Here is a 15717-nt window from a genome sequence, read left to right on the forward strand (position 1 = left end):
AAACCGAGCAATTTTTTTTCTATATCATTTATTTTTTTGAAGGCTCGGAGACTGTTTAACCTTTACACTTATCTTAGGAAAGCTTCTTTTACAAGCAATAGCTGTGCACTATATTTAGCTCCATTGTCCTTTGGCAATGGAGCCAGCCCTTTGTGATACATAATTTTTATAATCAGAAAATTCACAATCGTAAAATAATCAGATAAAACCTAAACCGGCTTATAATCTTAAAACAGATAATAACTTACAGGTTTTTGTTAATTAATTTTTACTCATGTTGAATTGCATAAAACTAACTTTGCCGGTTCTTACAAAAACTGACTTTCTATTTTGCTAAAAACTGATATAAAATTTCATCAGTTTCAAAACCTTAACGTTGAATAGCAGAAAATAGAACAGTCCTATACCTTACATATTAGTATGAAATTAAACACTTTAGAAATTAAAGGCTTCAAAAGTTTTGGAGACAAATGCACCATCCATTTCGATAAAGGAGTAACTGCCATAGTTGGACCAAACGGTTCAGGAAAATCGAATGTAGTAGATGCCATGCGTTGGGTACTAGGCGAGCAAAAAACCCGAATGCTGCGAAGCGAAAAAATGGATAATATTATTTTCAATGGAACCCGCACTCGCAACCCGGCTAATCTGGCCGAGGTTTCCTTAACTTTTGAAAATACCAAAAATGTATTGGCTGTAGAATATAGCACTGTAACCATCACACGAAAATTGTACCGCGATGGCGAAAGCGAATATTATCTTAACAATGTGCAATGTCGCTTGAAAGATATTACCGATTTGTTTTTAGATACAGGCATTGGCCCTGATTCGTATTCGATTATCGAATTGAAGATGGTTGATGAAATATTGAATGACAAGCACAACACCATCAGCCAACTGCTTGAAGAAGCTGCCGGAGTATCAAAGTATAAAATCCGCAAAAAACAAACCCTAGCCAAGCTTAACGAAACCGACAATGATCTGAATCGTGTAAACGATTTGATGTTTGAAATAGAAAAAAGCCTGAAGCAATTGGAACAACAAGCCAAGAAGGCTGAAAAATTTGAAAGGTTAAAAGGTGAATACAAAGATTACAGCATAGCACTTTCTTTATTTACGATAAAGAACTATAAACAAACATTTATAGAGCTGCAACAAAACGAGACCACCTACCAAGACGAAAAAACTAAACTTGCTGCTCAAATTGATACCCTGGAAGCAGCATTGCAACAAAGGAAAACAGAAGCTATCGAAAAAGAGCGTACACTGAGCACCTCACAAAAGCAGTTTAATGAAAAAATTGTAGAGGTTAACCAAGCCGAGAATAGCAAAAACAGCATTCAGGATAAATTGAATAATCTGCTGCAACGTGCCAATATCTTGCAAACACAAAACCGTGAAGATGAATCGGCAATCATGTATCTTGAAAATGAAATTGCGACTCTACATGATAAGAAAATTGCCGCTGACGAAAAACTAATAACTCAAAAGGCGGAGTTAGAAAAGTTGAAAACAAATGTCGATGAATTGCGACAACAGTTTGCCCTATCGCAAGAGGATCTCAAAGAATTGAACGAGAAAATTTTTAAGACCCGTCAGGATTTAAATGCACATGAAACACGCATAGCTGTAAACCAGGCAAGATTCACCTCGCTAAACGATGAGCTCTTGCGTATCAATCAGCAAAATCAGCTTAGCTTGCAAAAGCTTACCGATGTAGAAGGCGAATTCACTTCTCAACAATCGCAAAAAACGTCTCTTGAACAAAAGGTGTTACAACTTAAAGAGCAAAAGAAAAATGCTGAGCAACTGCAAAAACAGAGTCAGGATGAGTTGAAGGAATTGAATGCAAAATTGCTGGATCAATCGAGAGCAGCCGATAAAAAGCAAAACGAATACAACATCACTAAAAACCTGCTAGAACAAATGGATGGCTATCCGGCCTCTATCAAGTATCTTAAAACCCAACACGAAAAATCGAAACGGGCACCGCTGCTTAGCGATATCATAAGTTGTAAAGAAAATTATAAAATAGCCATTGAAAATTACCTCGAGCCTTATTTGAATTATTTTGTTGCCGACTATACAAATGATGCCATTGAGGCATTAAATATGTTGAAAGAATCTTCAAATGGAAGGGCTCATTTTTTTGTGTTAGATAATTTTGCTAATGAAGCCATTGTAGTTCCAACCTGCCCTGCAGGTTGCTTGCGCGCACTGGATTTAGTAGAGTTTGAATCTAAGTATGAAAACATATTCCGCTATCTTCTTGGTCACGTTTTTATTTTAGAAGAAAATGTATCGATAACTGAAGTAGAAAATTCATCTGAAAAAAGGGTGGTGTATCTATTACAAAATGGAAGTCTTGTAAAGCAACGTTACTCCTATAATGGAGGATCGGTAGGATTGTTTGACGGAAAACGTACCGGTAAACTTAAGAACCTGCAAGACATGGAAACATTGCTGCAGAAAATGCATACAGCCATTGACGAATTACAAAAAGAAGTTAGGAGCAAAGAAACAAGTGTAACACAAAATACTAATGAACTGCGCGAAGTATCTATTGCATTGAGTGCTGCCGAAGTAGATTATTCAAAAGTATCTGCTACAGTTACATCATTATCTAACAATAAAAACTTTTTGCAATCGGGCATCGACTCATTTACCAAGACCATAGAAAAACTGGAAAGTGAAATACGTGTGTTGACTGCCTCTGATGATGGTGCCGAAAACACCAATTCATTTAGTGATGAGATAAGAAAGGCACTCAACGAGATGATGGATAGCCAAAAACTGCAACAAGAAAAAGTTACGAGTTTGCAACATCAATCATCCGAAGCTTCGCAAAATTTTAACCAACACAATATACTATGTATACAACAACAGAACCTTTGCGAAAATCTTGGCCGCGATAGTGAGATAAAAAAGAATCAGCTGGAAGGTGTAAACAAACGGAAAGAAAGTAACACCCTTGAATTTAATAGCACGCAGGAGTTGTCATCACAATTGAAAATGGAACTTGAAGTACAGACAGAAGCATTGGTAGCATTATTGGCAGAAAAGAACGTGATGGAACAAGGACTTGGCGAGCAAGAGAATGCATACTTCGGTTGGAAGTCTACGATAGATGGAGATGAAAAACAGGTACATGAATTACGAAAGCAAAAGGAAGATAAAGATCATCGCGTACAACAAGTGCATGATAAAATTAATGAACTTAAGCTTTCGCTTAATTCGCTAAAAGAAAGACTTAGTTTAGAATTTGAAGCCAATCTGAATGAGCTGCTCGAAATGGATCCTGATGAACAGTTGGAGGAAGTAGAATTGATAGCGAAAGTTGAAAAAATAAAAAAGCAGATTTCTGATTTTGGTCCGGTTAATCCGATGGCTTTGGAACAGTTTAAAGAAATTAAGGAGCGTCATGATTTTATTTTAAAAGAACAAGAAGATTTGCGCAATGCCAAAATTTCGTTGTTAAATACCATTGCTGAAATAGATCAAAGTGCACATGAAAAATATACAGAAGCATTCACAAAAGTGCGCGAAAATTTCATAACCGTTTTCCGTAGCCTGTTTCGCGAAGAAGATAAGTGTGACCTAATACTTACCGACCCTGCTAATCCGCTTGAGTCGGATGTGACCATCATAGCACAGCCAAAAGGTAAAAAGCCTTTGACTATACAGCAATTATCGGGTGGAGAAAAAACGCTTACAGCCACTGCATTGTTGTTTGGTATTTATTTATTGAAACCTGCACCGTTTTGTATTTTCGATGAAGTAGATGCCCCGCTTGATGATAATAACATAGACAAGTTCATTAATATCATTAAAAAGTTTAGTGACGACACGCAGTTCATTATTATTACACACAATAAAAAAACAATGACTGCAACCGATGTAATTTATGGCATTACCATGATTGATCAGGGCATTACACAAGTTGTGCCGGTTGATATAAGAGAATTTGAAGAAGTGTAATCGAAATATTTGTAATATAGTTATTGTTACTAAATACGATTAACATGATACCCACTGAAAATTCAGTGGGTGTTTTTTTTTCAATCTATGAGGCTTGCTCAATTTTTGAAATCTCAGATTTTACAAACTCGCATAGCTCACTAATATAAGTTGCGCTAAAATCAAATTGTACACCAGCCGTTTTATAAATCTCTTTTATACCTGATGTATAACCTAACCTAAGTGCATCAAGATATTGCTTTATGGCTTGCTGTGGATTTGCCTTATAGTTGCGCCAAACAGCTATTGCACCCAACTGTGCCATGCCATACTCGATGTAATAAAAAGGCACTTCGTAAATGTGTAACTGCTTTTGCCAAAGATAACTTCGTGCATCTGCATAGTTTGCCCAATCTACTACCTTGCTGCTAAACTCGCTATGCAGTTGTGTCCAGTATATTTTACGCTCAGCAGCTGTGTGCTCAGGGTTGGTATATATCCAATGTTGAAATTTATCTACACAGGCAATCCAGGGTAAAATGGTGAGCACATCTTCGAGGTGTTGCAAGCGGGCGCGCTTTAAGTCTTCCTTGTTTTCAAAAAAACAATCCCAATGTTCCATGCTTATAAGCTCCATGCTCATGCTTGCAAGCTCTGCTACTTCGCTCGGAAAATTTTTAAAATCAATTTGCTGCAAGGGGTGAGTTACAATGGAATGCACTGCATGTCCCCCCTCGTGCACTATGGTTACCAAATCGCGTAGCAATCCCGAAGCATTCATAAAAATAAATGGCACTCCGGTTTCATACAAGGGATAGTTGTAACCTCCGGGAGCTTTGCCAATGCGCGAATCAAGATCGATGCGGTTCATGCTTTTTAGTTGACTCATGCAATCGCCCAGGTAAGTATCTGTTTTATAAAAACATGCAATAGCCTTATCCATCATTTCGGTTCCCGTTTTAAATGGCTTGAGTGGCGTATCGCCATCTATATCTACATCCAAATCATATGGAAGCAGTTGCTCGTAATTCAAAATTTGTTTTCTGTGATCATCGTATTTTTTAACAATGGGCATGATGCTCTTGCTTATGGCCTCGTGCATTTGCATGCAATCGCTTACGGTATAATCAAAGCGGCACATGGCGGCAAATTTATAATCGCGAAAATTATCGAAGCCTGCATTGTGCGCTATTTGAGTACGCACTTTTATAAGTTCATCAAATAGCTGATCTAACTTTGTTGCATCTTGCAATCTGCGGGCAATTATTTTTTCATACACCAACTTTCTTTCTTCGCGGTTTTTACTTTTTAAAAGTACTGATGCCTGTTGCAAGGTAAGTTCCTTGTCGTTATAATGAATAGTCATGGCACCGGCTATGGCTCCATATTTTTGTTCCTTTTGTTGCATATCGGCAATGAGCGGTATGTTCTCATCGCGATAGATTTGGATGGCACGTTGTGCACTGCGAATGCTATTTTGAAAACGCGAATCATTCAGCTCATTTAAAAAAGGTGACTGAATAAATTTAATATTCAGCTTATTGTTGTAAGGCGAAATCTTGGGATCTAACTCGGTAATAAAAAAGGTGTATGCCTCTTCATAGGTTTTATTATCGGTATAGCATGTCATGCGAATGTATCGCCAGGCAAGGTTTTCGGCAATTACGGTTTCGAGCTCGCTACGGTTGGTAAGCCATAGCAAAAAATCAGAAAGCGAATTTATTTGGCGTTGTTCGAGGTCGATAAAGTAGTGCTCGATGTCGCTCCATGTTTTTATTTCGAGCGAGTTAGAAACAAATGTGCGAGCGGGTGGTGCTATGTTTATTGGCATAATTTTTTTTTTGGCAAAGGTAATTTTCAATTCTTAAAATTTTTAATTAATCATATGCGCTTTACAATGCTAAACGAAGAAGACGCGAAGCCACGTAAAGTAAACTAAAAGAGAAAGATCTGAATTGAATTCCCCTTGTGAACCTTTGAAAATTCCTTTGAGAACCTTTGTGGTACAACATTTTAATTTTGTAAATGTATTGGGCACAAAGTTGCACAAAGAAGACACAAAAGGCTCAAAGTTTTACTCACTTTATGAAACACTACTAAAAATATTTTTTTTGGTCATGACTTTTTCCAATTCATGAATCACAACTTGAAATGTGAATGGAATATAGAAACAAGAATTTTGCTAAACCAATTATTCAAAATCTTACTTTTGTCCATCTCAATTAAATTAAATGCAAACTTCGCTTCGCAAACGTTTCCGTATTTTCACCTTATTGTTTTGGTTTTTTGTTTTTGCTCCCATCGTAGCATTGGTTGCACTGCTTGCATTGATAGGTAACGGCTACTATGGCAAACTTCCCGATTTTAAAGATTTGGAAAACCCCGACATCAATCTAAGTTCGGAAATTGTAAGTGCCGATAATGTGGTGCTTGGCAAATACTATTATCAAAACCGCAGCAATATAAAGTACAGCGACTTGTCGCCCAATTTGGTAAAGGCCTTGAAATGTACCGAAGATGTGCGTTTCGAAGAACATAGCGGTGTGGATATAAAAGGACTTTTCCGCGTATTGTTTAAGACCGTAATCTTAAGGCAAGATGCCGGAGGTGGCAGCACGCTATCGCAACAGTTGGCAAAAAATCTTTTTCCCCGAACGCGGAATCATGGTTTTGCACTGATTATTCAAAAGATGAAAGAATGGATTACTGCCACGCGCCTCGAGCGAAATTATACCAAGGAAGAAATTATTGCCATGTATTTTAATACCGTAGAATTTGGTAATAATGCATATGGGATAAAATCAGCCTCACGCACTTATTATGATAAAACTCCGGCACAACTTTCTATTTCCGAATCGGCCCTATTAGTTGGCATGTTGCAAGCACCATCGCGCTACAATCCGCGTATGAATGAAAAAGCAGCTATGCAAAGGCGTAATGTTGTACTTGCACAAATGCACAAGTACCAGGCTATTGATCAACTTCAAAAAGATTCGCTGCAAAAAACGAAACTCCTAATTAAGTTTACCAAGGATGATCATAATGCCGGACTGGCTACCTACTTCCGCGAGGAGATACGTGCCGAATTACAAAAGTGGTGTAACGATCACAAGAAGGCAGATGGCAGTGCTTATAATTTGTATCGTGATGGATTGCGTATTTATACCACCATTGACTCTCGTATGCAAAAGTATGCCGAAGAAGCAATGCGAGAGCATATGATAGTTTTGCAAAAACAATTCTATGATCACTGGAAAGGGCGCGAACCATGGTATGATTATCCCGAAACTATTATAGATGCTATGCGCAAATCGGAACGATGGGCAAGTATGAAAGAGGAGGGCATGAGCGACAAAGAAGCAGAAGCAGAATTTAAGAAGAAGGTGCCTATGACAATCTTTACCTGGAAAGGTGATCGCGACACTGTATTGAGTCCGTTAGATTCCATTAAGTATTTTAAAAAATATTGCAGTGTGGATTTATGGCCGTTACTCCACAAACCGGAGAGATAAAAGCATGGGTAGGCGGCAATGACTATCGATACTTTAAATATGATCATGTAAAAGAAGGAAAGCGTCAGGTTGGAAGTACGTTTAAACCTTTTCTGTATGCCATAGCCATGCAGGAACATTACTCGCCATGCTATAAAGTTCCTAATGAAAAAATAACCATACATCTTGAAACTGGCGAAGATTGGACACCAGATAATAGTGATAACAAATATGGAGGAATGCTTACCCTTAAAGAGGCGCTTGCAAACTCAGTAAACACGGTGTCGGCTTATTTGATTAAACAATTTGGTCCCAATGCTGTGGTTGAAATGGCGCGAAAGATGGGAGTAACCAGCAAACTTGATGCAGTGCCTTCCATTGCTCTGGGTTCGGCTGACTTATCGGTGTATGAAATGACAGGAGCCTACGCAACCTTTGCCAACAAAGGGGTTCATACCGAGCCGGTGTACATTACACGAATCGAAGACAAAAATGGAGTGGTGCTGGAAGAACGTATTCCGAAAAAAATTGAAGCTATAAGTGAAGAAACAGCATACCTGATGCTTAACCTGATGCAGGGCGTAGTGCAATATGGCACCGGAACAAGGCTTAGAGGAAAATACAATTTGACCAATGCAATTGCCGGTAAAACCGGAACCACACAAAATAACAGCGATGGCTGGTTCATTGGCATAGTTCCCAACCTGGTTGCTGGTTGTTGGGTAGGTGCAGAAGACCGTGTGGTTCGTTTCCGCAGCACCAACCTCGGGCAAGGCGCCAATATGGCTTTGCCGATTTGGGGTTTGTTTATGCAAAAATGTTATGCTGATACAGAACTTGCAATTTCAAAAGAAAATTTTGAGCTACCATCATCTCCATTAACCACAGAACTTGATTGCAGCAAATATGATGACAATAAATCGGTCAATGACAAAACCGATGAATTCGGTTTTTTAACTTGTTAACCATAACCCTATTAGTTAACAATTTTTTAATTCCGGCTGGCAACATATTAGTATTTCTGAAAAATAGAATACGCTAGTTGTTTCCAACTAAACAAAATACTTAACTACACCCCAATGATTTTACATACGAAAATCGAAGGCACCGGCAAGCCAATTGTAATACTTCATGGATTGTTTGGTATGCTTGATAACTGGAATGGTATTGCGCGGCAATTGTCCACCAAAGGCATTGCTTGCATACTGATGGACCTGCGTAATCATGGACATTCGCCATGGAGCGATGAGTTTAACTACCATGTCATGTGTGAAGATGTTTTGGAAACCATAGCACACCTTGAATTAAATTCATATGTGCTTGCAGGACATAGTATGGGCGGTAAAGTGGCCTTGCAAGTTGCAGCATGTAAACCTGCAGGTTTACTGGGCCTTTGCGTTATGGACATAGCACCACGTTATTATGCACCTCATCACGAACATATTATTAATGCCTTGTACAGGGCAGATGTGCACAAGATAAAATCGCGCAAAGAAGCAGAATCAAACATGAAACCCTTTATTGCCGATAACGCAACGTTGCAATTTCTTTTAAAAAATCTGCATTGGAAAGATCACAATACATTAGCCTGGCGTTTCAACCTGGATGCAATAGCACGTAATATTGAAGAAGTTGGAAAATCTTTTTCTTTAGAAAATAAAATGGACACCCCTACTCTTTTTATGCGTGGCGAAAATTCTTCGTATATCAATAAGCAAGACGAAGAACATATACAGCAACTGTTTACAACTGTAAAACTGGTTACCATATCTCATGCCGGACACTGGCTACATGCCGACCAGCCTGAAGTTGTTATAAATACATTGGAAGCTTTTGTAAACGAATGTTTACTTTAGATACGTATCAAAGTAATCGGTTATCTTTTGAAACAAATGTGCACGGTCTTTTCCTGTTACATTATGTAAGTGGCCGGGATAAGCCATGTAGTCCACTTGCTTACCGGCATCAATACAAGCTTTTAAAAAATTGAGCGAATGTTGCCACACTACCACATCATCATTTGTACCATGTATGAGCAGCAGTTTTCCCGACAAATTCTTTGCTTGCTTTGTTAGGTCAGCATTTTCGAAACCTTCCTTATTTTGTTCAGGCGTATCCATGTATCTTTCGGTGTACATAACTTCGTAATATTTCCAGTCGATAACAGGCCCACCAGCAACACCTGCTTTAAAAACTCCTGGATGCTTTGTCATAAGCGAGGTTGACATAAAGCCTCCGTAACTCCAGCCAAAAACACCAATACGGGAGGCATCTATGTATGGTAACGTTTTCAGGTATTCCACTCCTCTCAACTGATCATCAAGTTCTATTGTGCCCACCTGCCTGAAAATGGCCTGCTCAAAGTCGAGCCCGCGATTGTCGCTGCCACGATTGTCAAGAGTAAATATTACATAACCCTGCTGTGCCATATACCGAAACCATAAATCACCACCACCGTTCCATGTATCATTTATCATTTGTGCATGAGGGCCACCATATACATAAACGATAGCCGGCAACTTTGCAAGGCGCTCAGTACTTAACCCCGGTGGTAAGTACATACGGCAATATAAACTGGTACCATCGGTTGCATTTAAGGTAAACAACTTCATCTCGCCTAAGGCATATTCCTGCAAAGGATTTTCGGCAGTAAGTAACGATTGTTTTGTTTCACCTTTATCATTGATAATGGAAATGACGCGGGGCACCGTAATACTTTGAAAATTATCAATAAAGTATTTTCCATCGCTGCTCATTTGTGCGGTATGAGTGCCTCCGGTTTGTGTTAGCTGTGTTATCTTACCTGTTGCCAATTCAACACTACACAGATGTCGTGTAACAGGGCTTTCAATAGTTGCCATAAAAAATAATCTTTCGCCTCGGGCACTAAAGCCCAACACATCGGTTACTTCCCACTGCCCCGTGGTTAACTGCTTTACCAATACACCTTGTGTATTGTAAAGGTATAGGTGCTTATAGCGACTGCGGGCACTTTGCCAGATAAACTGTTCGGGGTTTCCCTTTACAAACATTACCGGATTCAATGGCTCTACATATTTTGTATCGGCCTCCTCGAACAAAGTTTTTACTAAGGTTCCATCCTTTGCATTGTAACATTGCAGCATCATGTGATTCTGATCGCGATTGAGAACAGCTACATAAATAAATTTTTCATCGGGACTCCATGCAATATTCGTAAGGTACTGATCTTTGGGCTCACCAGTTTGTAAGGTTACTTTACCGCCTTCGAGAGGATCATATACAACTACCGATACATGGTGGCTGGCATCGCCAGCCATAGGATAACGTATAAGCGATGACGCTGCAGGACGCTGCTTAAGATCTACCAGCGGGTATTGGGTAACCATGTTTTCGTCCATGCGGTAATAAGCGAGGTAAGTGCCATTTGGCGACCAAAAGGTACCTTTGCTTATTCCAAACTCATTGCGGTGTACCGATTGCCCATTAACCACACCTTCGTTATCGATGGTGAGGGTGATTTGATTGGCACCATCCTGCATATACAAATTATTTTGCAGCGTATAGGCTATTTTTCCAGTTACACTGCGATCAATATTCTCTGCTTTTTCGGGTAACTTGTTTTCCTCTATGATACTAATCTGCTTTGTGGCCAGATCAAATCCATACTTAATTTTCTTGTATTCAAATTCAAAGTGAGTTTCATCAGTAAAAGTAAGTGAAGGAAATTTTGCTAATGTATCGGCACCGGAAGCACGCATGGCCGTACTCAATTCAATCAGGTTGCAAACCGGTGATTGCCCTTCGCGATCGACCAAGCCTTCGAGTAAGGTTTCTACATTGTCTCTTTTTTCTACATAAAAATATTTTGCACTATTGGGAATCCAGTTTAATTGTTGCAATCTCTTTGGTGCAAGGGTTGTGCGTTGCTTAAGCACCGCATCTTCCAATGTAAATAATTTATCCTGCCCATTTACCTTGGTGACGAGAGCAAAAATCGCCAAGACAATAATTACGTTTTTCATAAAATAATAATAAAGCTATAAGAGTTAATTCTAAAATTGAAAAATAAAATATGAGGTAAATGTATGGAAAATAAAATTTCATACAACCTCCATCGCCTATCTCCCCTTTGTTTCTAATTAGCTGCATTTATTAAGGCCCCAACATTGTTAAATTAATTACATGCAATAACCAGACTAAAGGTTGAAAGACCTAAAAGTCATGATCATCGTTTTAATGATATGTAATGATTGTAATTTTCAAAATATAATGAAAGCACCACCTCCCGCTTAAGTTTGAATTTGCAAACAAAATAATTTTTTGAAACCACTAAACTCCTACTTCGTGATACACTTCTTCAAAGTGGCGCCTTAAGTATGTTTATCGAAAAACCAAAAGATGATTACTTCTTATTTTGCATCAATTCTTTCAGCATTGATATATTTCGAAGTGCCGGTTCGTACTCGGGATTGATGGAAAGTATGCGGTTGCAATAGTCCAAAGCCTGCACATACTGTCCCTGCTGTGCCAACAAGGCAGCAAGGTCATTGAGTGCTTCAATATTATTGGGGCTATGTTGTACCGACTCTTGTAAATAGCCGACTGCCTCTGGCAATTTATTTTGCTCAATTCGAATTGTAGCAAGGTTATAATATGCCATGCTGTTAGTGCTATCTATCTGCAACTCTTCAATTAAGAGTTTTTCTGATTGAACATATTCTTTCTGATTAATAAAAAGTCGCGCAAGGTTATTACGAACTTCCGGAATTTTTATATTTAAAGAAAGTGATTGTCGGTAAGCGCTCATAGAACCTGATACATCTCCCTTTGCTTGTAAGCAAACCCCAAAACCCTTCCATGCAAATGATGACGTAGGAGAGTTGGTAGTTGCATTGGTATAAAAATCCAGCTCCGATTTAAAAGCTTCGGTATACTTACTATTTAGAAGGCAAAAAAATATCAGCACTCCGAGCGCTCCATATTGCCAATAAGATTTGTTCCAATAATTCTGAATCAGTGCAGCTGAACAAATTAATAATCCCATTAACGGTAGGTATAAACGATGATTAAGAAAAATCATTTCGTATGAAAACGTATTGGGTATAAGTGCAGGCAGCCCGGCACAAAAAAACCACGTAGCGCCAATCATTAATTGCTTTGAGAAAAACCTGTTTCTATAAATAAGGTAAAGCAGGATAATCATAAATAATGCGCCAACAACCGCCATGCTTGCACTAAACACTGGCAATACACTAAGCTGCACAGGCAACATGGCCTGTGCCATAAACATTGGAATAGCGGGAATATTTTTAAAAACTAACTTACAAAGCACTGCATAGGGCAAGGCAACATCTGTTGCCATAACCTGGTTGCGAGCTATAAAGTAGATTGCACTTGTAACTAAAACAATTGCCGCAAGAATAATTATTTGACTTTTGCTTTTCGAAAAGAACAAAGTTAGAGCAACCAAAACGGGTATAAAAAACAAAGTGCTTTCTTTAGTAAGTAATGCGGCAAAAAATGAACAACTAAAAATGAACAACTTGATTTTGGAGGATGTCTGCAAATAGTCAAATAAACTAAGGATAGCTGCCACCATAAACAAAGCCAGAAGACTATCGTTACGTCCGGGTATCCATGCTACCGCCTCAGCCAAGAGCGGGTGTGCTGTGAAAAGTAACGCAATCATTAATGCCATACTTTTATCGAAGCTCAATCGTACAAGCAACAAGTAAAATAGCAAACATGCGGCAATGTGAAAAAGTAAGTTGCTAAAACGAAAGGCAATTGGCGAATCGAAAAAGCTATCGAAATAAAATGTGAGTGAAAGCAAAGGCCTATAATAGGAATCTTGCTTTGCACCTGCGCCAAATGCTCCCTGCGAAAATAAATCGGCTATGGGTGTTTTGCTCTGCGACACTTGTTTGGCCGACTCTATTAACGATACATCATCGTAGTAGATATAATCAAAGCGGAAGGTGCGAGCATACAATAAAGAGGCAAGCAAGGGGATGAACAGCCAACTAAATTTATGACTGAGTGCGGCTTTCAATTTTTGTCTTCTTTAATAAGGTTCCAGATTAATTCAGGCTCAAAGCCTTTGGCAGTAAGCGATTTGCTGATACGATCGTTTTGTATGAAATAATCCAACTCCTGCAATTGATTTCGTTCCTTTCTAATTAATGCCTGCAAGGTCTCCAAATATTCGGCTTGATCTAATGCAGCAAGGGCTTTGCTAATGCAATAATCCGAAATTTCTTTTGCCTGTAAGGCATGTCGTATTTTTAGTCGTCCCCATTTTTTCTGCCTGAATTTGCCATTGGCAAATTCACCAGCAAATCGTTCTTCGTTTAAGAAATTTTCACTGATAAGTTGTACCATCATTTCTTCAAGTGCCTGCCCACGTGCTCCTAAGGCGAGCAATTTGGTGCGCACTTCCTGGTGGCACCGCTCCTGATACGCGCAATACCTGGAAATTTTTTTATACGTGGATGCTAATTCTCCTTGTTGCATAAACTTATTTCTCCATCGGCATTTTATTTTCTATCCAGCTATCGTAACCATCGGTAAGGTTATACACTTTATTAAATTTATTTTTTACGAGCAATTCGGCAGCTTCGGAACTACGGCCTCCTGCTTTACAATATACCAATATGGTTTTTGACTTGTCAAGTTTTTCAATTTGCTTATTGAAATCGTCATCATAAAAATTGATATTGATGGCATGCAACAAATGACCTTTGGCAAATTCTTCAGGCGTGCGCACATCAAGTATTACCGTAAGGGTATCTTGCATTTGTTGAGCAAACATTTCCGGATTTACATTGTATAAAGCCTGCGTTTGTTCTGTTTGCGCACAACCCACATGTGCGGCTACAAATAGCAACATGAGCAGTTTTACTATCTTCTTTAAATTCTTCATTTTATAATTAGTTAAGGTGATTGGTTAGCAATTTCATTTCTACACGTGGCGCTATTTTTTCGTAACATACACGATATACTGCCTCGCAAATCGGAATAGCAACATTATACTTTTTATTAATCTCCATAATGCATTTTACAGCATAGTATCCTTCGGCAATCATATTCATTTCGAGTTGAGCAAATTTTACAGGATAGCCTTTGCCCAACATGGCACCAAACATACGATTACGGCTGAATTGCGAATAGGCTGTTACCAGCAAATCTCCAAGATAGGCACTATCATTGATATCGCGGGTAATGGGGTGCACAGCTTGAATAAACCTTTGCATTTCGCGCACCGCATTTGATATTAATACCGCCTGAAAATTATCGCCATATCCCAGCCCATGAAATATTCCGGCAGCTATGGAATAAATATTTTTGAGTACAGCTGCATACTCGGTGCCATATATATCATCGCTTAGTGTGGTGCGTATATAACGGCATGCAAGTAAATCAGCCATGCGCACGGCATTTTCTTTATGCTGACAGGCAACTGTTAGGTATGAAAGTTTTTCGAGTGCAACTTCCTCTGCATGACAAGGACCGGTAAGCACTCCAATGTTTTGCGGCTTTACCTGGTAATGTTGTAGCAACATATCGCCAACTATGAGGTTATGCTCGGGCACTATACCTTTTATAGCACTGAACACCACTTTGTTTTCAAAGTCCTTTGATGTTAATGGCTTAAGGGCAGTCATTAAAAATGCCGATGGAATATTCAGTATTACCATGTCTGACGATGACAACACCGTAGCTATGTCATTGGTAGGGATCACCTTTTCAAGATTGATTTCAACATCGGTAAGGTAATTTGGATTGTGCTTATACTTGTGTATAAACTGCACCGTGTCTGCACTGCGAACCCACCAATGAATTTGCCCGGCATGGTTGCTCAGCATTTTTACATTAGCGGTAGCCCAACTTCCTCCCCCTATAACTGCCACATTTGTATTCATAGATTGGTATGGAATTTAATAATTACAAACAAAACTAAATAAACCTGAAGAACCAAACAGATTTATTATAAAAAGAAAAAAATCAGTTTGACTTATATTATGAAATAAGGAAAAGCGTTCTTTAGTTGGCATACCAACAAGGGTAAGGATTTCTTTTTGATTAAAAATAAATTTGCATAGCAAAAAAAAATACTTAATTTTACATCACGCTCTTTGAAAAAACTTGACCTTTTGCCTTAAAATCTTTTTGCAGCGAGAAATAAAAGCAACCGCTATTTATTATCATGCTTAACAAACACGCCCTGTGTTTATTTTATTTTAAAACCCTTTATTAGTGTTTTCATAACAATGGTTTGTCTGAGTTT

At 38.7% G+C, this 15717-nt stretch carries 8 protein-coding genes and 1 pseudogene; 3 read left to right on the forward strand and 6 right to left on the reverse strand.

The window, feature by feature from the left end:
• Positions 1-420: 420 nt before the first annotated feature.
• Positions 421-3978, forward strand: a complete 3558-nt coding sequence (gene smc, locus IPO27_14940) for a chromosome segregation protein SMC (protein ID MBK8847760.1) — start codon at positions 421-423, stop codon at positions 3976-3978.
• Between the two features lie 85 nt (positions 3979-4063).
• Here smc and IPO27_14945 read toward each other — a convergent pair whose 3' ends face one another.
• On the reverse strand, positions 4064-5788 hold the full coding sequence (locus tag IPO27_14945; protein MBK8847761.1) for a M3 family oligoendopeptidase: 1725 nt from the start codon (positions 5786-5788) through the stop codon (positions 4064-4066).
• Between the two features lie 400 nt (positions 5789-6188).
• Between IPO27_14945 and IPO27_14950 the strand changes: the two are divergent.
• Positions 6189-8413: pseudogene (locus IPO27_14950) on the forward strand (transglycosylase domain-containing protein).
• Between the two features lie 114 nt (positions 8414-8527).
• Positions 8528-9304: an alpha/beta fold hydrolase gene (locus tag IPO27_14955; protein ID MBK8847762.1), complete on the forward strand. Its 777-nt coding sequence runs from the start codon at positions 8528-8530 to the stop codon at positions 9302-9304.
• Here the strand turns inward: IPO27_14955 and IPO27_14960 are convergent.
• The 5 genes from IPO27_14960 to IPO27_14980 all read right to left on the reverse strand — a co-directional run bounded on the left by IPO27_14960 (position 9296) and on the right by IPO27_14980 (position 15352).
• A complete protein-coding gene (locus IPO27_14960) occupies positions 9296-11452 on the reverse strand; it encodes a S9 family peptidase (GenBank protein MBK8847763.1) in 2157 nt (718 codons plus the stop codon). The two genes, IPO27_14955 and IPO27_14960, sit on opposite strands and share 9 nt — an antisense overlap.
• Positions 11453-11832: 380 nt before the next feature.
• Positions 11833-13482, reverse strand: coding sequence for a tetratricopeptide repeat protein (locus IPO27_14965; GenBank protein MBK8847764.1), 1650 nt, complete (start codon positions 13480-13482; stop codon positions 11833-11835).
• Positions 13479-13943, reverse strand: coding sequence for a RecX family transcriptional regulator (locus tag IPO27_14970; GenBank protein MBK8847765.1), 465 nt, complete (start codon positions 13941-13943; stop codon positions 13479-13481). Before IPO27_14970 ends, IPO27_14965 begins: the two co-directional genes overlap by 4 nt.
• Positions 13944-13947: 4 nt before the next feature.
• Entirely contained in the window at positions 13948-14352 is a 405-nt protein-coding gene (locus IPO27_14975) for a rhodanese-like domain-containing protein (GenBank protein ID MBK8847766.1), read from the reverse strand.
• Positions 14353-14359: 7 nt separating this feature from the next.
• Positions 14360-15352, reverse strand: coding sequence for an NAD(P)H-dependent glycerol-3-phosphate dehydrogenase (locus IPO27_14980; GenBank protein ID MBK8847767.1), 993 nt, complete (start codon positions 15350-15352; stop codon positions 14360-14362).
• Positions 15353-15717 lie beyond the last annotated feature (365 nt).

This window comes from Bacteroidota bacterium (genome assembly GCA_016714535.1).
Taxonomy (GTDB): domain Bacteria; phylum Bacteroidota; class Bacteroidia; order AKYH767-A; family OLB10; genus JADKFV01.

Coding starts and splice junctions, on each gene's coding strand:
- IPO27_14960 (MBK8847763.1), bottom strand. CDS start 11,452: ATGAAAAACGTAATTATTGTCTTGGCGATTTTTGCTCTCGTCACCAAG.
- IPO27_14945 (MBK8847761.1), bottom strand. CDS start 5,788: ATGCCAATAAACATAGCACCACCCGCTCGCACATTTGTTTCTAACTCG.
- IPO27_14980 (MBK8847767.1), bottom strand. CDS start 15,352: ATGAATACAAATGTGGCAGTTATAGGGGGAGGAAGTTGGGCTACCGCT.
- IPO27_14970 (MBK8847765.1), bottom strand. CDS start 13,943: ATGCAACAAGGAGAATTAGCATCCACGTATAAAAAAATTTCCAGGTAT.
- IPO27_14975 (MBK8847766.1), bottom strand. CDS start 14,352: ATGAAGAATTTAAAGAAGATAGTAAAACTGCTCATGTTGCTATTTGTA.
- smc (MBK8847760.1), top strand. CDS start 421: ATGAAATTAAACACTTTAGAAATTAAAGGCTTCAAAAGTTTTGGAGAC.
- IPO27_14955 (MBK8847762.1), top strand. CDS start 8,528: ATGATTTTACATACGAAAATCGAAGGCACCGGCAAGCCAATTGTAATA.